The 20,115-nt window shown below is 64.2% G+C and carries 16 protein-coding genes; 11 read left to right on the forward strand and 5 right to left on the reverse strand.

The annotated features are described in order from the left end of the window. Positions 1-339: 339 nt before the first annotated feature. A complete protein-coding gene (locus tag D1Y85_RS05685) occupies positions 340-918 on the forward strand; it encodes a GNAT family N-acetyltransferase (protein WP_124150058.1) in 579 nt (192 codons plus the stop codon). Positions 919-932: 14 nt separating this feature from the next. Here the strand turns inward: D1Y85_RS05685 and D1Y85_RS05690 are convergent, their stop codons facing one another. Further along, positions 933-1,115, reverse strand: coding sequence for a rubredoxin (locus D1Y85_RS05690; protein ID WP_124150059.1), 183 nt, complete (start codon positions 1,113-1,115; stop codon positions 933-935). 261 nt (positions 1,116-1,376) lie between these two features. Between D1Y85_RS05690 and D1Y85_RS05695 the strand changes: the two genes are divergently transcribed. The 5 genes from D1Y85_RS05695 to D1Y85_RS05715 all read left to right on the forward strand — a co-directional run bounded on the left by D1Y85_RS05695 (position 1,377) and on the right by D1Y85_RS05715 (position 9,037). After that, on the forward strand, positions 1,377-1,778 hold the full coding sequence (locus tag D1Y85_RS05695; protein ID WP_124150211.1) for a DUF4399 domain-containing protein: 402 nt from the start codon (positions 1,377-1,379) through the stop codon (positions 1,776-1,778). Between the two features lie 117 nt (positions 1,779-1,895). Then, a complete protein-coding gene (locus D1Y85_RS05700) occupies positions 1,896-3,824 on the forward strand; it encodes an ATP-binding cassette domain-containing protein (RefSeq protein WP_124150060.1) in 1,929 nt (642 codons plus the stop codon). A gap of 269 nt (positions 3,825-4,093) precedes the next feature. After that, a complete protein-coding gene (locus tag D1Y85_RS05705) occupies positions 4,094-6,079 on the forward strand; it encodes a DNA topoisomerase IV subunit B (RefSeq protein ID WP_124150061.1) in 1,986 nt (661 codons plus the stop codon). A gap of 74 nt (positions 6,080-6,153) precedes the next feature. After that, on the forward strand, positions 6,154-8,469 hold the full coding sequence (gene parC, locus D1Y85_RS05710; RefSeq protein WP_124150062.1) for a DNA topoisomerase IV subunit A: 2,316 nt from the start codon (positions 6,154-6,156) through the stop codon (positions 8,467-8,469). Positions 8,470-8,578: 109 nt separating this feature from the next. Further along, on the forward strand, positions 8,579-9,037 hold the full coding sequence (locus D1Y85_RS05715) for a CopD family protein (protein WP_124150063.1): 459 nt from the start codon (positions 8,579-8,581) through the stop codon (positions 9,035-9,037). Between the two features lie 67 nt (positions 9,038-9,104). Here D1Y85_RS05715 and D1Y85_RS05720 read toward each other — a convergent pair whose 3' ends face one another. The 4 genes from D1Y85_RS05720 to D1Y85_RS05735 form a co-directional block, all read right to left on the reverse strand. Beyond that, positions 9,105-11,483: a bifunctional diguanylate cyclase/phosphodiesterase gene (locus D1Y85_RS05720; RefSeq protein WP_124150064.1), complete on the reverse strand. Its 2,379-nt coding sequence runs from the start codon at positions 11,481-11,483 to the stop codon at positions 9,105-9,107. A 329-nt stretch (positions 11,484-11,812) separates the two neighbouring features. Then, the gene (locus D1Y85_RS05725) at positions 11,813-12,688 is read right to left on the reverse strand and encodes a PhzF family phenazine biosynthesis protein (protein WP_124150065.1); all 876 of its coding nucleotides are present in this window, start codon (positions 12,686-12,688) and stop codon (positions 11,813-11,815) included. A 128-nt stretch (positions 12,689-12,816) separates the two neighbouring features. After that, positions 12,817-13,281, reverse strand: coding sequence for a RidA family protein (locus D1Y85_RS05730; RefSeq protein ID WP_124150066.1), 465 nt, complete (start codon positions 13,279-13,281; stop codon positions 12,817-12,819). Between the two features lie 67 nt (positions 13,282-13,348). Beyond that, positions 13,349-14,548, reverse strand: a complete 1,200-nt coding sequence (locus D1Y85_RS05735; protein WP_124150067.1) for an aminotransferase-like domain-containing protein — start codon at positions 14,546-14,548, stop codon at positions 13,349-13,351. Positions 14,549-14,780: 232 nt separating this feature from the next. Between D1Y85_RS05735 and D1Y85_RS05740 the strand changes: the two genes are divergently transcribed. The 5 genes from D1Y85_RS05740 to D1Y85_RS05760 all read left to right on the forward strand — a co-directional run bounded on the left by D1Y85_RS05740 (position 14,781) and on the right by D1Y85_RS05760 (position 20,072). Further along, positions 14,781-16,271 carry an aminotransferase-like domain-containing protein gene (locus D1Y85_RS05740; RefSeq protein WP_124150068.1) on the forward strand — a complete coding sequence of 497 codons (1,491 nt, stop codon included), beginning with the start codon at positions 14,781-14,783 and terminating at the stop codon, positions 16,269-16,271. A gap of 121 nt (positions 16,272-16,392) precedes the next feature. Then, positions 16,393-18,306, forward strand: coding sequence for a molecular chaperone HtpG (gene htpG, locus D1Y85_RS05745; RefSeq protein WP_124150069.1), 1,914 nt, complete (start codon positions 16,393-16,395; stop codon positions 18,304-18,306). 119 nt (positions 18,307-18,425) lie between these two features. Further along, entirely contained in the window at positions 18,426-19,097 is a 672-nt protein-coding gene (locus D1Y85_RS05750) for a chorismate--pyruvate lyase family protein (protein WP_124150070.1), read from the forward strand. Between the two features lie 18 nt (positions 19,098-19,115). Beyond that, on the forward strand, positions 19,116-19,610 hold the full coding sequence (locus tag D1Y85_RS05755; RefSeq protein ID WP_124150071.1) for a DNA-deoxyinosine glycosylase: 495 nt from the start codon (positions 19,116-19,118) through the stop codon (positions 19,608-19,610). Between the two features lie 147 nt (positions 19,611-19,757). Beyond that, the gene (locus D1Y85_RS05760) at positions 19,758-20,072 is read left to right on the forward strand and encodes a helicase (RefSeq protein ID WP_124150072.1); all 315 of its coding nucleotides are present in this window, start codon (positions 19,758-19,760) and stop codon (positions 20,070-20,072) included. Positions 20,073-20,115 lie beyond the last annotated feature (43 nt).

Here is a 20,115-nt window from a genome sequence, read left to right on the forward strand (position 1 = left end):
CGGAAACGACGACCTGGCTGACGCGATCTGGTTTTCCAGAGGATCACAAAAGTTTCTTGCGAGTGCCTCCGCGGGAAACTTGCGGGCATACGCGACGGTTTGTTCGCGGTGCGGACGTGGACCCTGCATTCAACGTGAACGTGCAAGAAACTGAGTCGGCATTGATTTCGTCAGGCAGAGGGAGCCGGATCGTGAACGGCGTGTCTGGCCAGGACAGGTACGTAACTGCCACGCTGTAACGTCCTTCATAACGCGTGCGCCATTCGTCCGTCGCTTTCCCGTCGCTGGACTGGCGTCCCCGCAAATCGACCGACCGACCCGACCAGCGAAGCGTGAACAATGATCGACGTGATTGAATCTCCACGATTGCTTCTTGCGCCTTTTTCTCCCGCTGACGCCGATGAAGCGTATCCGTGCATGACGCCTTCGCTGACGCGTTACATGGTGTCCGAGCCACCGGCAAGCCCGGATGAATTCGCCGCAAGCTGGCGGGCGTGGATCGAGGCCTGCGCCGACGGCACGGAGTGGGTCTTTACGGTGAGAGAGAAGATGAACAACCGTTTCCTGGGACTGGCCGGACTGGGCCGTATACAAACACCGAATCCGGAACTCGGAATATGGATTCGCGAAAGCCGCCAGGGCAACGGATTCGGACGGGAAGCGGTAACCTGCCTTTACCTGTGGGCAGGCGCGAATTTCGATTGCTCGTGCTTCATCTATCCGGTTGCTGAAGACAACTACTTCAGCCGTCGCATCGCTGAATCACTCGGTGGTGTCGTGACGAACAGCGGCGCGACGCCAAAATATCGATACGTTGTGTACAGCATTCCACGCTATCGTCCGGTGCCGGACGCTTCATTCGCAAACGCCACAACCCGCTCGACATGCGAACCACAGCCTGGTGCGATTGGCTTGTGAGGTGCGCGGCGCGCTCAGAACTCGACGATAACGAAATCGCCCTTGCCCACGTCGCACAGCGGGCAGCGCCAGTCGTCGGGGATATCGGCAAAGCGCGTACCTGCCGCAATGCCCTCGTTGGGCAACCCTTCTTCCTCGTTATAGATCCAGCCGCAGATCACGCAGACCCAGCTCTTGTATTCGATCACTTCGCTCACTGCATTCCTTTCGTCAGTTCGATGTCATGCCCGTTATGCGTCCCCATTTAGGGGAGCGTGGCGCTGCGCGATGTTACTTGAAATCGCCGCCGCTGCCACCGTGTGTCATCGCTGCCCCGCTGCGGTGGAGGGCGTCGCGCGGGAGCGGCGCATGCGGCGCGGGCGTTCATCGACGCGGTGTATGCTAGCCCGCAGGCGTCTCGTGAACATGGACGCATCACGCGGAGCCGGTCGGACCACTTACTCCCGAGGAGAACCATGATGGTCAAGAACACCTGGCTGGCGGGCGCGGCATTCGCGGCCCTCCTTGCCGTGAGCGGCGTCGCGCGCGCCGAAGGCGTCTCCATCGTCGAGCCGAAGGACGGCGCGACGGTGACCAACCCGGTGCACGTGAAGTTCGCCGTCGAGGGCATGACGGTCGCGCCGGCGGGCACGACGACGTCGGGAACCGGCCACCACCATCTGCTGATCGACGGCGGGCCGCTGCCCCAGGGGCAGGTCGTGCCGGTGGGCGACAAGTCGCTGCACTACGGCAAGGGGCAGACCGAAACCGACGTCACGCTGCCGCCCGGCGATCACACGCTCACGGCGCAGTTCGCCGACGGCGCGCACCGCTCGTACGGGCCCGAGTGGAGCCAGACGATCACGGTCCACGTGAAGTAACGCTGCCGCCTGCGCGGCCCGCGGCGGCGTCGGTGCGCGCAGGCGCTGCCCGATCGTCGCCGCGCCGGACCGGTACAATGCGCGCTTCAGGTCCAACGCAGGCACCCTTTCCCAGTCATGTCGCTTTACACCATTACCGGCGCGCAACTCGCGTTCGGTCACGTCGCGCTGCTCGATCACGCGGACTTCTCGCTCGAAGCGGGCGAACGCGTCGGGTTGATCGGCCGCAACGGCGCGGGCAAGTCCTCGCTGCTCAAGATCGTCGCCGAGCTTGCCAGACCCGACGACGGCCTCGTCACGCGCCAGCAGAATCTATCGACCGTTTATGTGCCGCAGGAGCCTGAATTCGACACCGATGCGACGGTGTTCGACACGGTGGCCTCGGGGCTCGAAGGCGTGCGCGCGCTGCTCGACGAATACGACACCGTCGCGCACCAGCTCGCGGACACGCCCGAAGGCGTGGAGCACGATGCACTGCTCGCGCGCATGAATGCGCTGCAGTCCTCGCTCGACACCGCCGACGCCTGGAACTGGCATACGCGCGTGGCGACGACGCTCGCCCAGATCGGCCTCGACGGCGATGCGCGCGTGGGCGCGCTCTCGGGCGGCATGCAAAAGCGCGTGGCGCTTGCGCGTGCGCTCGTCGTGCAGCCCGACGTGCTGCTGCTGGACGAACCGACGAACCACCTCGATTTCGACGGTATCCGCTGGCTGGAGGACCTGCTCGTCGCGCAGCGCGCGAGCCTCCTCTTCATCACCCACGACCGCGCGTTCCTCGACCGGGTGGCCACGCGCATCGTCGAACTCGATCGCGGGCGTCTGCTTTCCTATCCGGGCAACTTCTCGCAGTATCAGGAGCGCAAGGAGCAGCAGCTCGAAGTGGAGCGCGTCGAGAACGACAAGTTCGACAAGCTGCTCGCTCAGGAAGAAGTGTGGATCCGCAAGGGCGTCGAGGCGCGGCGCACGCGCAGCGTCGGACGCATCGCGCGGCTCGTGCAGATGCGTAACGAACGCTCAGAGCGCCGCAACGTGCAGGGCAACGTGAAGCTCGACGTGGCGCAGGGCGAGAAGTCCGGCAAGATCGTCGCGGAACTCACCGACGTCGTGAAACGTTACGGAGACCGAACGATCGTCGATCGTTTTTCGACGATCGTGATGCGCGGTGACAAGATCGGTTTCGTCGGTCCGAACGGTGCGGGCAAGACCACGCTGCTCAAGCTCATTCTCGGCGAACTGAAACCCGACGAGGGCACCGTGCGCGTCGGCACGAACCTGCAGGTCGCGTACTTCGACCAGATGCGTGCGCAGCTCGACCTCGATAAAACCCTCGCCGACACGATCAGCCCCGGCAGCGACTGGGTCGAGATCAATGGCGCGAAGAAGCATGTGATGAGCTATCTCGGCGATTTCCTGTTCGCGCCCGAACGCGCGCGCTCGCCGGTGAAGTCGCTCTCGGGAGGCGAGCGTAATCGTCTCCTGCTCGCGCGTCTGTTCGCGCGGCCCGCGAACGTGCTCGTGCTCGACGAGCCGACCAACGACCTCGATATTCCGACGCTCGAACTGCTGGAAGAACTGCTCGCCGATTACGACGGCACCGTCCTGCTCGTGAGCCACGACCGCGCATTTCTCGATAACGTGGTGACCTCGGTGATCGCGGCCGAGGGCGAGGGGCAATGGCGCGAGTACGTCGGCGGCTTCACCGACTGGCAGACGCAGAGCGCGCGCTCGCAGGAGCTTGCCGAGGCGCGCGCGCCTGCGGCATCGGCGCCGGTGGCCGCTGCGCCGAAGGACAGCGCGGCGGGCCGCAACGCCCAGCGCACCGTGAAGCTCTCGTTCAAGGAGCAGCGCGAGCTGGAGGCGCTTCCCGCGCGGATGGAGGCACTGGAGGCGGAGCAGAAGGCAATCGGCGCGCAGATCGAGGACGGTTCGATCTTCGCGAAGGACGCGCAGGAAGGCGCGCGGCTCACCGAGCGCTATGCGCAGATCGAAGAGGAACTGCTCGTCGCGCTGGAGCGGTGGGAGGAACTGGAGAGCAAGCGCAAGTGAGCGAAGCGGCCTTTGGACGGCCGCTTTTTTCTTTTGTGCCAGACCTCTCCCGATCGGCCATTTGTCGGCCATTCGACGTGAACCAAATTGCCGGGCCACACCAAATCAGTACAATACCTGGCGAATCGGCCCGCGCTGCATTTGCCTGCGCAGCGGGCAGACCAGTTCACCCCGTTGTTTCGTTTTGCTTTTTTTGAAAATTCAACGCGTTGTCCACGCGGTTGTCCACAGGACCTGTGGACAACCGTGCGGAAAACCGACGGACCACCATGTCTACGAAGAAGTCAAACGCTGCATATAGCGAAGCGTCGATCAAGGTGCTCAAGGGCCTTGAGCCCGTCCGGCAGCGGCCGGGCATGTACACGCGCACCGAGAATCCGCTGCACATCATCCAGGAAGTCATCGACAACGCTTCAGACGAAGCGCTCGGCGGCTACGGCAAGCACATCACCGTCACGCTGCACGCGGACCAGTCCGTCTCCGTCGAGGACGACGGCCGCGGTATCCCGTTCGGCCTCCATCCCGAAGAGAAGGTCCCGGTCGTCGAAATCGTCTTTACGCGGCTGCACGCGGGCGGCAAGTTCGACAAGGCTGCCGGCGGCGCCTATACGTTCTCGGGCGGTCTGCACGGCGTCGGCGTGTCGGTGACCAATGCGCTGTCGAAGCGCCTCGATGTCACCGTCTGGCGCGACGGCAAGGTCGCTGAAATCGGTTTCGCCGATGGCGACGTCGTCAAGCCGCTCACCACGCGCAACGCCGCGCGCGACGAAAAGAAGACCGGCACGCGTGTTACTGCCGTTCCCGACCCGAAGTATTTCGATTCGGCCAACGTGTCCGTCGGCGAGTTGCAGCGTCTGTTGCGCTCGAAGGCCGTGCTGCTGCCTGGCGTCGAAGTCACGCTCGTCAACGAGAAGACGGGTGAGCGTCAAACCTGGAAGTACGAAGACGGCCTGCGCGGCTATTTGCTCGAAGGCATGAACGGCAGCGATCTCCTGATCCCACTCTTCGAAGGCGAGCGTTACGCCGACAACGCGCGCACCGGCGACGACACCTTCGCGGACGGCGAGGGTGCTGCCTGGGTCGTCGCGTGGAGCGAGGAAGGGCCGCTCACGCGCGAGTCGTATGTGAACCTCATCCCGACGCCCGCAGGCGGCACGCACGAATCCGGCCTGCGCGACGGTCTGTTCCAGGCCGTGAAGAGCTTCGTCGAATTGCACAACCTTCAGCCGAAGGGCGTGAAACTGCTGCCCGAAGACGTGTTTGCGCGCGTCTCGTTCGTGCTGTCCGCGAAAGTGCTCGATCCGCAGTTCCAGGGGCAGATCAAGGAGCGCCTGAACAGCCGCGACGCGGTCAAGCTCATCTCGTCGTTCTCGCGTCCCGGGCTCGAACTGTGGCTCAACCAGCACGTCGAGCACGGCAAGAAGCTCGCCGATCTCGTCATCAAGCAGGCCCAGGCGCGCACGCGCGCGGGCCAGAAGGTCGAGAAGCGCAAGAGTTCGGGCGTGGCCGTGTTGCCCGGCAAGCTGACCGACTGCGAATCGACCGATATCTCGCGCAACGAGCTTTTCCTCGTCGAGGGCGACTCGGCGGGCGGTTCCGCGAAAATGGGCCGCGACAAAGAGTATCAGGCGATCCTGCCGTTGCGCGGCAAGGTCCTCAACACTTGGGAAACCGAGCGCGACCGGCTGTTTGCCAACAACGAAGTGCACGACATTTCGGTGGCGATCGGCGTCGATCCGCACAATCCGGACGAGACCGTCGATCTCTCGAACCTGCGTTACGGCAAGATCTGCATTCTGTCCGACGCGGACGTCGACGGTTCGCACATTCAGGTTTTGCTGCTCACGCTCTTCTTCAAGCACTTCCCGCAACTGATCGAGCGCGGCCATGTGTGCGTGGCGAGACCGCCCTTGTTCCGCGTCGATGCGCCCGCGCGCGGCAAGAAGCCCGCACAGAAGCTCTACGCGCTCGACGAGGGCGAACTCGATGCGATCCTCGACAAGCTGCGCAAGGATGGCGTGCGCGAGACGCAATGGTCGATCAGCCGCTTCAAGGGCCTGGGCGAAATGAGCGCCGAGCAGCTCTGGGATACGACCATGAACCCGGACACGCGGCGTCTTTCGCCGGTTGCACTGGGCGAGCTCGACTACGAGGCCACCGTCGCGCGCATGACGATGCTGATGGGCAAGGGTGAAGCGGCGTCGCGCCGCTCGTGGCTCGAAGAAAAGGGCAACGAGGTCGAAGCGGATATCTGACGCGCGAACCTGCGCTTACATGCGCTTTTCTGCGCTTCTTTGCAGGTCTGGACAGGAACACGGACTGATTGAATATGGACGATCTTTTTGCTGAAGTGACTGGCGGCGCCGAAGGCGACACGCTCACGCTCGGCCATTACGCGGAGCGCGCGTACCTCGACTACGCGGTGAGCGTCGTGAAGGGCCGCGCGCTGCCCGATGTCTGCGACGGCCAGAAGCCGGTGCAGCGGCGCATTCTCTTTGCGATGAACGAGATGGGCCTCGGCGACAACGCCAAGCCCGTGAAGTCGGCACGCGTGGTGGGCGACGTGCTCGGTAAATACCATCCGCACGGCGACCAGTCGGCGTATGACGCGCTCGTGCGTCTCGCGCAGGACTTCTCGATGCGCTATCCGCTCATCGACGGCCAGGGCAATTTCGGCTCGCGCGACGGTGACGGCGCAGCGGCCATGCGTTACACGGAAGCGCGCCTCACGCCCATCGCGAAGCTGCTGCTCGATGAAATCGACATGGGTACCGTCGATTTCATGGCGAACTACGATGGCTCGTTCCAGGAACCGAAGACGCTGCCGGCGCGCCTGCCGATGCTTCTGCTGAACGGTGCATCGGGCATCGCAGTGGGTCTCGCCACTGAGATTCCTTCGCACAACCTGCGCGAAGTCGCGGCGGCGGCTGTCGCGATGATTCGTAATCCGAATCTTTCGCACGCCGAGATCATGGAGCGGTTGCCGGGGCCGGACTTCCCGGGCGGCGGCCAGATCATATCGAGCGAAGCGGAGATCGCGGCGGCCTACGAAACGGGACGCGGCAGCCTCAAGGTGCGCGCGCGCTGGAAGATCGAGGATCTCGCGCGCGGCCAGTGGCAACTGGTGGTCACCGAACTGCCGCCGAACACGTCATGCCAGAAGGTGCTCGAAGAGATCGAGGAGCTGACGAACCCGAAACTCAAGCTCGGCAAAAAGACCCTCACGCCCGAGCAGTTGCAGAACAAGCAGTCGATGCTCGCGCTGCTCGACGCCGTGCGCGACGAGTCGGGCAAGGACGCACCTGTGCGTCTCGTGTTCGAGCCGAAGACGAGCCGCATCGACCAGACCGAATTCGTGACTTCGCTGCTCGCGAACACGAGCCTCGAATCGAACGCATCGCTCAATCTCGTCATGGTCGGCGCGGACGGCCGGCCGCGTCAGAAGGGCATCAGCGAGATCCTGTACGAGTGGATCGGCTATCGCTTCGCGACGGTCACGCGCCGCACGAAGCACCGTCTGATGAAGGTCGACGATCGCATCCACATCCTCGAAGGGCGGATGATCGTCTTCCTCAACATCGACGAAGTCATCCGCATCATCCGCGAGTCGGACGAGCCGAAGACGGCGCTCATGAGCGCATTCGGGCTTTCGGAGCGCCAGGCCGAAGACATCCTCGAAATCCGTCTGCGCCAGTTGGCGCGGCTCGAGAAGATCAAGATCGAGAAGGAACTCGAGGAGCTGCGCGACGAGAAGGCGAAGCTCGAAGAGCTGCTCGCAAACGAGTCGTCGATGAAGCGGCTCATCGTGAAGGAAATCGAAGGCGACGCGAAGCAGTACGGCGACGACCGCCGCACGCTGATCCAGCAGGAAAAACGCGCGTCCTTCGAGGTGCGCGTGGTGGACGAGCCGGTCACCGTGGTCGTGTCGCAGAAGGGCTGGGTGCGCGCGTTGAAGGGCCACGGGCTCGACCAGCAGGGCTTCACGTTCAAGGCCGGCGACGCGCTCTACGCGGCGTTCCAGTGCCGCACGCCCGACCTGCTCGTCGCGTGGGGCAGCAACGGCCGCGTCTATTCGGTTGCCGTGGCGCTTCTGCCAGGCGGGCGCGGCGATGGCGTGCCGGTTACGTCGCTGATCGAACTCGAAGCGGGCACGCACCTGCTGCACTACTACGCGGCGGGTGAGAACCAGCAACTGCTGCTCGCGTCGAGCAACGGCTTCGGCTTCATCGCGACGATCGAAAACATGAAGAGCCGCGTGAAGGCGGGCAAGTCGTTCATGACGATCGACGAAGGCGCCCTGCCGCTCGCACCGATGCCGATGTTGCCCGGTGCCATCCAGGTGGCGTGTCTTTCGTCGGGTGGGCGTCTGCTCGTGTTCGGCCTCGACGAGATGAAGACGCTCTCGGCGGGCGGCCGCGGTGTGACGCTGATGCAACTCGACGACAATGAAAAGCTCGTGCAGGCGCTCGCGATCAGCTCGGCGGGCGTGGTGCTGACCGGCACGGGCCGCGGCGGCAAGCCGGGCGAGGATCTGATGGCGGGGCCGGTGCTTGCGCCGCAGATCGGCAAACGCGCGCGCAAGGGTCGCGTACCGGACTCGAAGCTCAAGCAGATCGCGGCGTTGCGTCCGGTTCTGCCGCAGTAAGGCGCGCAATGTAGCTATGAGCGCCGCGTGAAATTATCGTGCGCAGTCGGGTGCGCGCCTTGAGCGCACCCGCCGCGCCGTCCCATTACGACAAAAAGGAATCTGAAGCATGGGTTACGCGATGGAAATTGCGCTGTTCGCGCATCTGCTGAGTGTTGCCGTCTGGGTGGGCGGCATGGTGTTCGCGCACTTCTGCCTGCGCCCCGGGCTCGCAGATCTCGCGCCGCAGTTGCGGCTGCCGCTCTGGGAGTCGGTGTTCGGCAGCTTCTTCAACTGGATTGGGGGCGCCGTGATCGTGATTCTGGTCAGCGGTGGCTTCATGCTGATGGAGTTCGGCGGCGCCAACGCCGCCTGGCAACTGAACACCATGGCCGCGCTCGGCTCGGTGATGATGCTGATCTACGGCCACATCCGGTTCGCTGTTTTTCCGCGCATTCGCCGCGCCGTGCAGTCGCAGAGCTGGCCCGAAGGCGCGCAAGCCGTGAACACGGTGCGCCGGCTCGTGGTCGTCAATCTCGTGCTCGGCGTCGTGACGATCGGCGTCGCGGTATTGGCGCGCGGGTACTAAGCTTCTTCCTTGATCGAGCAGTAGGTCGCGCGGCGCTGCCCACAAGCGCGTCGAGCGCCACCCACATTTAGCCGGAATGCGGCGCGTCGCTCAGGCGCTCGCTCTGTCCGCTGTGTCTGTTGCGTTCGGCCGTGTCCCCGCCATGCGCGCTCGCGCATACGCCGAATCGTTCGATCAGCGCGCCTATGCCTTCCACCGGTACGGGACGCGAAAACAGGTAGCCCTGTGCCTCGATCGGCCCGAGCGCCGAAAGCCATGCGATCTGCTCCTCGGTCTCCGTGCCTTCGACGACCACCGTCAGTCCGAGCGAGCGCGCAAGATTCACGATCGCCGAGACCATCATGCAGACGCTGCGGTCGGCGGGAATCGCCTGCACGAACGAGCGGTCCACCTTGAGCGTATCGACTGCGAAGCGGTTCAGATACGAGAGCGACGAGTAGCCCGTGCCGAAGTCGTCGAGGGCCACGCGCACGCCAAGGCGCTTTAGCGCGAAGATCTTCTCGGAGACGAGTTCGGGGTACTCCATCATCGCCGTTTCGGTGATCTCCAGTTCGAGCCGGTGCGCGGCGACGCCCGATTCCTCGATCGCGCGCGTGACCGTTTCGTAGAGATCGCCGCGCCAGAACTGGACCGCTGAGATATTGATGGCCAGCGTGAGCGTTTCATAGCCCTGTTGTTGCCACTGCGCGAGCTGCGCGCAGGCCGAACGGATCACGAAATCGCCGATGGGCACGATGAGGCCGGTCGATTCGGCGACGGGAATGAATTCGTTTGCGGCAATGAGCCCGTACTGCGGATGGGTCCAGCGCACGAGCGCCTCGAAGCCCGTAATGCAGCGCCGCCGTAGATCGATCTTCGGCTGGTAAGCGAGGAACAGCTGACCTTCGGCGAGCGCCACGCGTAATTGCTGCTCCCACTTCATCAAATGGTCGGCGCGATGTGCGAGTTGCGGCGAGTAGAAGCGGAAGCAGTTGCGGCCCGCTTCCTTCGCGGCGTACATCGCGAGATCGGCCTTTTTCAGCATATCGATTTCGCTTTCGTGCGCGACTGAGTAGAGCGCGATGCCGGTGCTCGCGTGCAGCACGAACGCGCTGCCGCGCACTTCGAAGGGCTGCGTGAACGCTGCGCTGGTCGCTTCCGCGATCGCGATCGCACGATTCTCGATGTCGTCGCCCTTGACGATCACGACGAACTCGTCGCCGCCGATGCGCGCGAGCGTGCCACCCCCGCCCACGGCGTCGGCAAGACGCGCCGAACTCATCTGCAGCACGATGTCACCGGCGTTGTGGCCGAGCGTGTCGTTGACGGTCTTGAAGTTGTCGAGGTCGATGAAGAGGATCGCAAGGCGTCCGACGTTGCCCGGCTGCGAGACCTCATGGCGCAACTGCTGCAATGTGGCGTAGCGGTTGGGCAGGCCGGTCAGCAGGTCGTACTGCACGAGTTGCGACATCTCGCGCTCGCGCCCGAGCAGCTTGCCGATGAGTCCCGTCGCGACCGCGAAGAACGACAGCATGGCGAGCGAGATGAACGTCGCCATGAGCAGATAGACGTCGCGCGTGTGGTTGTAGTCGCTGAACTCTTCGGCATGCGAAAGACCGACGAGCACGCCGAGCGGATAGCCGTCGATATGCCGGTACGACACGATGCGCTTGACGTGGTCGAGCGGGTCGTCGTAAGTCCCGGAGACGTGTTCGGAGATCGGGTACTCGCCGCTCGCGGAGAACGTGCCGTTCGCGCGTTCTGCGATGCCGGTGCGGCGGGCCAGCACCGTGCCCGTGTCGGAGATCACGGCGATCACGCCTTCGCGCCCGATGGCCGCGTTGTTGTAGAAGTCGCTCGTAAAGTAGCTCGGGTCTTCGGAGACCACCACGACGCCCGCGAACGAGCCGTCGGGATGGTTGAGCCGGCGTGTCATCTGCAGCGTCCACTGGCCGGACAAACGGCCGAGCACCGGTTTGCTGATAAAGAGCTGGTCGTCGTTCTCGTGCTCGTGCACGCGGAAGTGTTCGCGATCGGAGAGATCGATCGGCTTCGGGTTCGGCTCCGCAGTGCTCGCCATGAGCCGGCCGTGTTCGTCGATGAGCGAGACCTGCACGAGCGAGTCGCTCTGCACGACGCCCTTTTCGACCGTGTTCGCAAGATTGAAATGCTCCGGCGATTTCTCGAATTCGTACTTCACGAAGCGCGTGATCTGGTCGACCTGATGGATCGCCTTGACCGTATGTTGTTCGAGCGCCGCCGAGAGGAGCGCTGCGGACGCGGTGGCCTCGCGCATCGTCGATTCTTTTTCGACGGAGAGGCGCACGAAGATCACGGCCCACAGCAGCACGAGCACGAGGAGGCCGAGGATCGGGATTGCCAGAAGCGTGCGCGGGCGCGCGATGATGGGAGCGGGCGTTGCATGCAGGCCCGCTCCGCGGGAGAACGGACTGCGGCCAGCGCTCATCTCGACCGCCTCGCGCATGACTCACCGTGCCGCGGGTGCGGCGGCCGGGACGGCAACGTGGCGCTCGGACTTGTCGGCGGCATGCTGGGCGGGACGGCTGAGGAAGGCGCGCAGGACGTGCGCGAAGCGATGGCATCAGCCGCCTTTCAGCGCCCGATGCGACCGTTCGATATTAAAGGTTGGGAATAGTTTACGGAAGCGCTTGCGCCTCAGGTAATACGCGAGTTTCGTTGCCGCGCGGGCCGTTGCGGCGATACGCGGAGCATAAATGAGCGATGGCGCATAAGCCGACGCCTGTCGCTGCAGAGGCGCGAGGCGTCGACGCTTGCTCAGGGCAGGCAGCAGGTACCGTCGACGATCGTGACCGACGTACCGCCGATCCACACCCGGCCGCTGTCCTCGTAGTCAACTGTGACGCGGCCATCGCGCCCCATCACGGTGCCCTGGCGCACGGTGTAGTGTGCGCCGGGTCGACGGTTTTGCTGATCGAGCAGCATGGCGATAGCGGCGTTGGCGCTGCCCGTGACGGGGTCTTCGCCCTTGCCGAGGCCCGTCATCAGGCAACGGACCTCGAACGTGGCCGGGCCGCCCGCCGCGTGCGGTCCATAGGCGGCGAGGCCTTGTGCGCCGACGCCCTCGGCGATCGCCGCGAAGGCCTCCATGTCGGGGTCGAGCGCGAGTACGGCATCGGCGGACGCGAGGCGCACGACGAGCCACGGCGCGCCGTTGTCGACGCCACACGGCGCCGCGTCGAAATCGATTGCATCCGAGCGCAATGCGGCGCGCAGTGCGTCGTACTGCGCGGGCGGCAGTGGGCTCACACGCGCGGGCGGCGCGGCGAATGCCCAGGCACCCTCCTTGCGTTCGGCCAGTTCGACGAGACCGGCGCCGCACTCCTGCACGAGGCGTCTCGGCGTCTTCGGTCGATAGCCGCTTTCGAGCAGGGCGTGCGCGGTGCCGAGTGTCGGATGTCCGGCGAAGGGCAGCTCGCCGCACGTCGTGAAGATGCGCACGCGGTAGTCGGCGCGTGCGTCGGTGGGCGACAAGAGGAAGGTGGTCTCGGAGAGATTGGTCCAGCGTGCGATGGCTTGCATCTGCGCGGTTTCGAGGCCGTCGGCGTCGAATACCACGGCGAGCGGATTGCCCTTGAACGGCACCGGCGTGAACACGTCGACCTGTTTGAAGCGGACGCTGCGATTAGTCATGGCAGTGTGGAGTGAAGGCGTAAAAGAAAGGCCCGCGCACGGGGCGCCGTGGGCGGCCCGCACGCGGGCCGCATGCAGTCAAACCGGTGGGCGTCGCAGGAGCGCGAGGCCCGGAAGCCGATCGACGTTTATTCGACTTCGGCAATCAGCTCGATCTCGACGCACGCGCCGAGCGGAATCTGCGCCACGCCGAACGCCGATCGCGCGTGCTTGCCCTTTTCGCCGAACACGTCGGCGATCAGTTCCGATGCGCCGTTCGTGACGATGTGTTGTTCGGTGAACGTGAGCGTCGAGTTTACGAGGCTCATGACCTTGACGACGCGCTTGACCTTGTTGAGGTCGCCGGTGTGGGCATGCAGCGTGGCGATCAGGTCGATCGCGATCGAACGTGCGGCGGCCTTGCCTTCTTCGGTGGTCAGGTTGTCGCCCAGCTTGCCGGCCCACACCTTGCCATCCTTCCTGGCGATGTGACCGGAGAGGTACACCGTGTTGCCGCTCTGTGCGCTCATCACGTAGGCCGCGGCGGGCGCGCCGGCCTGCGGCAAGGTGATGCCAAGCTGTTCGAGACGATCGTAAACGTTGATGTCGGCCATGTTCGGAAATCCTCGTGCGAGAAATATAAGTACGAAAACGTGTGTGCCGGTCGACGGGTGCGCGACTTCAGGCGCGCGCACGGATCAGTGCGCCGAGCCTTGCGATGCCTTCGTCGATCTTTTCGGGCGGCACCGTGACGAACGACAGGCGCAGTGTATTGTGTCGCGCCTCATTCGCAAAGAACGGCGCGCCGGGCACGAACGCCACGTTTTGCGCGATGGCTTCGTCGAGTAGCTTCATGCTGTCGATTCGCGCGGGCAGATTCACCCAGATGAACATGCCGCCTTCAGGCCGGTTCCAGCTTACGCCCTCGGGCATGTAGCGCGCGAGCGCGGTATGCATCGCCTCGCACTGGTCGCGGTAGAGCGCGCGGATCTTCGGCACATGCGTATCGAGGAAGCCGTCTTTGACGACCTCGTGGACGATGCGTTGCGTGAAGCTCGGCGTGTGCAGATCGGCCGCTTGCTTGGCTTGCACGAGTTTGAAGTGCAGCGCTTCGGGCGCGACGATGTAGCCCACGCGCAGGCCCGGCGCCAGCACCTTCGAGAACGAGCCGAGATGGACGATGTGCTCCGGTGCCATTGAGAGCAGCGTCGGCAGCGGTTGGCCCGCGTAGTCGAGCGCGCCGTAAGGATCGTCCTCGATCACCGGGAACGGCGCGCGCAATGCGTACGCCGCGAGCGCTTCGCGACGCGCGAGCGGCAGGCGGCGGCCCGTCGGGTTCTGAAAATTCGGAATCGCGTAGAGCAGGCGCGCGCCGGCGGTCAGTTCGGGCGTGAGACCTTCGGGGACGAGGCCGAGGTCGTCGGACGGTACCTGCACGTAGCGCGGCTCGAAGAGCGAAAACGACTGGAGCGCGCCGAGGTACGTGGGCGTCTCGACGAGCACGGGGCTGCCCGGCGACACGAGAACCTTGCCGAGCAGGTCGAGCGCCTGTTGCGATCCGGTGGTGATGAGCACCTGCGAAGGACGGATTTTCACGCCGCCAACCGAATGGCGTTGGGCGACCCACTCGCGCAGCGGCAGATAGCCTTCGGTCGCGCTGTACTGGAGCGCGGCGGCGGCGTTTTCGCGCAGGATGCGGTCGGAGGCGGCGCGCATTTCCTCGACGGGGAAGGTGGCCGGCGAGGGCAGGCCGCCCGCGAACGAAATGACCTCGGGACGTTCGGTGACCTTCAGGATTTCGCGAATCGCCGAGCTGGTGAGCTTGATGGCGCGCTCGGACAGTTGCCAGGCGCGGGCGGCTTGAAGATCGCTTTGATCCATGTGGGTCTCCTGTGTCGACGGGAGTTAGCGCTTCAGCGCTTACTCCCGTCCCATGCCCGTAAGGGCGGTCCCATGCCCGTCAGGGCGGTCGACTGGAATAGACGCTTCAGCGCTTACTCCGGTCCCAAAAAGGTGCGGCTTACCACAACGCGGAACATCAAATGTACCGGCACGCGACCAGACAGTAACGGTACAATCGATCCGATAGTGTTCGGTACAGTTGAGAGAAATCATGTCCTCCGTCCCGCTCGACCAGATTCCGGCCCCGCACGACGCGGCCACGCTCACCCTCGTCGACCAGCTCGTGCAGTGGGGCCGTCGCCGCATTGACGAGCGCGTGTTTCGACCCGGCATGCGCATGCCGTCGATCCGCAAGCTCGCGCTCGACAAGGGTGTGTCGCGCTTCACGGTGGTCGAGGCCTACGAGCGGCTCGTCGCGCAGGGTTATCTCGATTCGCGGCGCGGCTCGGGCTTCTACGTGCGCGAGCGGTTTGCGAGCGCGTCTCCCATCGAGCGTCGCGCAACCGGGGCGAGCGGCCCGGCCGATTCAGCCGGGCCCATCGAGCCACCCACCATCGACGTAGTCTGGCTGCTGCGCAACATGCTTCAGTCCTCGACGCGTCCGGAGAAGGGGCCCGGCCTCGGCTATCTGCCAGCGCGCTGGCTGGACGGCGAACTGATCTCGGGCGCGCTGCGCTCGCTCGGGCGCCAGAGCGGCTCGCAGATACTCGGCTTCGGCTCGCCGCAGGGTTTCCTGCCGCTGCGTCAGCAACTGCAGACGCGCCTTGCCGAATTCGAGATCGGTGCCTCACCCGATCAGATCGTGATGGTTTCCGGCATCACGCAGGCCATCGACCTGCTCGCGCGCATCTACGTGCAGCCGGGCGACACGGTGATCGTCGGCGATCCAGCGTGGTTCCAGATGTTCGGGCGTTTCGCGTCGCAGGGCGCGCGGCTCGTCGGCATGCCGTACACGCCCGAGGGCCCCGACCTCGACGCGCTTGAGTCGCTCGTCGAAACGTGGCGGCCAAGAATGCTCGTCATCAATTCGGTGCTGCAGAATCCCACCGGCACGTCGCTCACGGCCGCGCAGGCGTTCCGCATCCTGCGGCTGGCGGAGCAGTACGACTTCATCGTCGTCGAAGACGACGTCTACGGCGACCTCTGCCCGGCGGGCTATCCGGCCACGCGTCTCGCGAGCCTCGACCAGCTGCGCCGCGTGATCTACCTCGGCAGTTTTTCCAAGACGCTCGCGCCGAATCTGCGCGTCGGCTTCATTGCTTCGGCGCTCGACGTCACGCAGGCTGTCAGCGACCAGAAGATGCTCGTGGCCATGACGACGCCTGAACTCAATGAGCGCGTGCTGTATCGCGTGCTCTCCGAAGGCCATTACCGGCGCCACGTGGAGCGCCTGCGCGCGCGGCTCGACGGCGTGCGCGACAAGGCCGCGCGGATGCTCGAGCGCACGGGCATGCGCCTTTTCACGGCGCCCGGGGCGGGCATGTTCCTGTGGGCCGACACGGGTGTCAGCGCCGACGCGCTCACGGCCGCCGGCCACGAGGCGGGCTTCCTGCTGACCCCCGGGAGCCTGTTCTCGCCGCACCAGTCGCCGACCACGTGGATGCGCTTTAACATCGCGAACTGCGGGGACCCGGCGCTGGCGTCGTTCCTGACGAGCTACCTGGACAGCGTCGAGCGGCGAGCCGGTTCGACCGGCGCTTGAAACATTCAAAACACGCGAAACACTTGAAACGCGCGTGGATCGTCCCCATTTGCACGGACGGCGCGCCGCACCGGGCGCGAACCCACCCAATTCGCATTGCAACGAAAGAGGACCCTCGACCATGGCTCAAGAAACGATGAGCTTCCAGGCGGAAGTGAAACAGCTTCTGCACCTGATGATCCATTCGCTGTACAGCAACAAGGAAATTTTTCTGCGCGAGCTGATCTCGAACGCATCCGACGCGGCCGACAAACTGCGCTTCGAAGCGATCGCGAACAACGCGCTCTACGAAAACGATCCGAACCTGCGCATCCGCGTGGGCTACGACAAGGCTGCGCGCACGATCACGATCGACGATAACGGCATCGGCATGAGCCATGACGAGGCGGTCGCGCACCTCGGCACGATCGCGCGCTCGGGCACGAAGGAATTCTTCGGCAAACTGTCCGGCGACCAGCAGAAGGACGCCGCGCTGATCGGCCAGTTCGGTGTGGGCTTCTATTCGGGCTTCATCGTCGCGGACAAGATCACCGTCGAGAGCCGCCGTGCGGGCCTCCCAGCGAGCGAAGGCGTGCGCTGGGAAAGCGCGGGCGAGGGCGAGTTCTCGGTGGACACGATCGAGCGCGCGCCGCGCGGCACCACGATCACGCTGCATCTGCGCGCGGACGAGGACGAACTGCTCTCGTCGTGGAAGATCAAGTCGATCATCCAGAAGTATTCGGATCACGTCGGCCTTCCGATCGAAATGCAGCAGGAAGAGTGGGACGCCGAAAAGAGCGAGACGGTCACGAAGGACGAAGTCGAGACCATCAACCAGGCCAGCGCGCTGTGGACGCGTGCGAAGAGCGATATCAGCGACGAGCAGTACGAGCAGTTCTATCAGCACCTCGCGCACGATCATCAGAATCCTCTCGCGTGGACGCATAACCGCGTCGAAGGCCGCAGCGAGTACACGCAACTTCTCTACGTGCCGTCGCACGCGCCGTTCGATATGTGGAACCGCGATCATCGCGGCGGCCTCAAGCTCTACGTGAAGCGCGTCTTCATCATGGACGACGCCGAGCAATTGCTGCCCGCTTATCTGCGCTTCGTGAAGGGCGTGGTCGATTCGAGCGATCTGCCGCTCAACGTTTCCCGCGAAATCCTGCAGGAAAGCCGCGACGTCAAGGCGATCCGCGATGGCGTGACCAAGCGCGTGCTGTCGATGCTCGAAGAAATGGCCGGCGCGCAGACCGACGCGGAAGCGAAGGACGAGGACAAGGCGAAGTACACGACGTTCTGGACCGAGTTCGGCCAGGTGATGAAAGAGGGCATCGGCGAGGACTTCGCGAATCGCGAACGCGTCGCGAAGCTGCTGCGTTTTGCCTCGACGCATGGCGATACCGCAGAGCAGAGTGTGTCGCTCGCGGACTACGTCGCGCGCATGAAGCCCGAGCAGACGAAGATCTACTACGTTACCGCCGACTCCTGGCTCGCGGCGAAGAACAGCCCGCATCTCGAAGTGTTCCGCAAGAAGGGCGTGGAAGTGCTGCTGCTCACGGACCGCGTGGACGAGTGGATGCTGTCGTACCTGAACGAGTTCGACGGCAAGCCGCTCGCGAGCGTCGCGCGCGGGGACCTCGATCTGGGCGCGCTCAACGACGAGGAAAAGCAGCAGCAAGAGAAGGTGAGCGAGGATCTGAAGCCGCTCGTCGAAAAGATGAAGGAGACGCTCAAGGACAAGGCGAAGGACGTGCGCCTCACGTTCCGCCTGACCGATTCGCCGTCGTGCCTCGTGGCCGACGAAGGCGAGATGAGCGGCTATCTGCAGCGCATGCTGAAGGCCGCGGGCCAGCAGGCGCCCGAGTTCCATCCGATTCTGGAAGTGAACCCGGAGCATCCGCTCGTGAAGGCGTTGTCTGCCGATCACGCCGATTTCGCGGATTGGTGCCATCTGCTCTTCGATCAGGCGCTGCTCGCTGAAGGCGGCGCGCTCGAAGATCCGGCGAGCTTCGTGAAGCGTACCAACGCGCTTCTGCTCGCTCGCGCAGGCTGACTGCACAGGGCGCGTGACGTAAGCGCCTTCGAAACCCCTCGCGGCCTGTGCGCTGCGAGGGGTTTTTCTTTGACGCGTCTGAGTGCGGCGCGAACCATGCGCGGCCTATAATGCGCGCCATGCCCATCCGATTTGATGCAGCCGACGCGCACTGGCGCGTGGCGCCTATGCCCGGCTTCAGTGCCGATCAGAAAGACTGGCTTACGCGCGGCGGTTCGCTGACCGCACATCTGCGCACGCTAGGCCAGGTCGAGGTGCGCGTGACGCGCGAAGCCGTGGATCTACCGTGGCCCGACGAGCGTGCGGCGCTTGGACTCGCACCGCGTGCGAGCGCGTGGGTGCGCGAGATCGTGCTCGTCGTCGACGGCGTGCCGTTCGTCGCCGCGCACAGCGCGACGCCGCTCGCCGCGAGTCATGGCGCCTGGCGGGCGATGCGCAGCTTGCGCACGCGGCCGCTGGCCGAACTTCTGTATAGCGACAGCGGTGTTTCGCGATCTGCGCTCGTTAGTCGGCGCGTAAATGCGCGACATGCACTTTATGCGCTCGCCGCGAATGCAACACACTCACGCGTGCCGCACGCTCACGCTGCGCGCCGGTCGGTGTTCGAGCGGCACGGCGCCCCCTTGCTCGTCACCGAGTGCATGTTGCCCGCACTGTGGACGCATCTCGCGCACGTTGCGCACATAGAGCACGTAGAGCACAACGTGCATATGGGACGCGAACGCGGCCCGCTCGATCACACGGCTTCGCGTGCAAATGCTGCGCAACGTGCGCATTCTGAATTGCGTTGAGGCGTTGCCGGAGGGGCGATGACTTTCAAGCGCTGTTTTCCACCCGTCGTCGATGATAAGACGCGTGTGCTGATTCTCGGCAGTTTGCCGGGGGAGGCGTCGCTTGCGCAACAGCAGTACTACGCGCATAAGCAGAACAAATTCTGGCTTCTGGTCGGACATGTGATCGAACGGGATCTTGCCGGTGCCGACTACGCGACTCGTCTCCATACCTTGCTTGAGAACCGCATCGGACTGTGGGACGTCGTAGCAGAAGCCCGGCGAACCGGTAGCCTTGATAGCCGTATCAGAGATCATTCGAGTAATGATCTGATCGCTCTCATCGATACGCTACCGAGTCTGTGTGCGATTGCATTCAATGGTGGGGCGGCCGCGAAGATTGGGGTAAAGACACTTGGCGAGCGCGGGGATAAATATAGGCTTCTCCGCTTGCCATCAAGCAGTCCTGCCCACGCCTCTGTTCCCTATGCTGAAAAATTGGCCGTTTGGCGGCAGCTACGCCAGTTGATCTGAGAGGGCAACAACGCAACCTGTTTCACGCGGGCACCCGTTGCGTTGCCTTCGTGTGACGCCAAATGAACGAGGCGGTGGGGTTGGGCGCCGGAAGGTGGCGGCTTACGCCGACGGTTAAAATGGCAGCACTTTTCTTGGGAGCGGCAAATGTCCTGGTTCATCTATGAAGTGCCCGAATACAACGAAGACGCGGCGCGTATCGAACCTTTCAGCGATTTGCGTAGCCGGGTCGTGAAAGTAAGTGGTCAGGCAATGGCGGACGAACTGGAAAGCGTCCGCGAGAACGCCGCGACGACGGCGGACACGCCCACGCGCCCCCTTCGCGCCGCGGAAAATCCGCACGTATTCCCGATTCCCTATGCCGAGTCGATGATCCTGGTCGGGTTCATCTTCGAACTGAAGCGCGAGGCCCGACAGCTTGTGGTGTCGCCGGTGGAAATGCCCTGGCTGAAAGACGCGTAGAGTGCGAGTCTATTGCTTGCATCACGCGCCAAAAGAAAGTACG

The sequence above is a fragment of the Paraburkholderia dinghuensis genome (assembly GCF_003837865.1).
Taxonomy (GTDB): Bacteria; Pseudomonadota; Gammaproteobacteria; order Burkholderiales; family Burkholderiaceae; genus Paraburkholderia; species Paraburkholderia dinghuensis.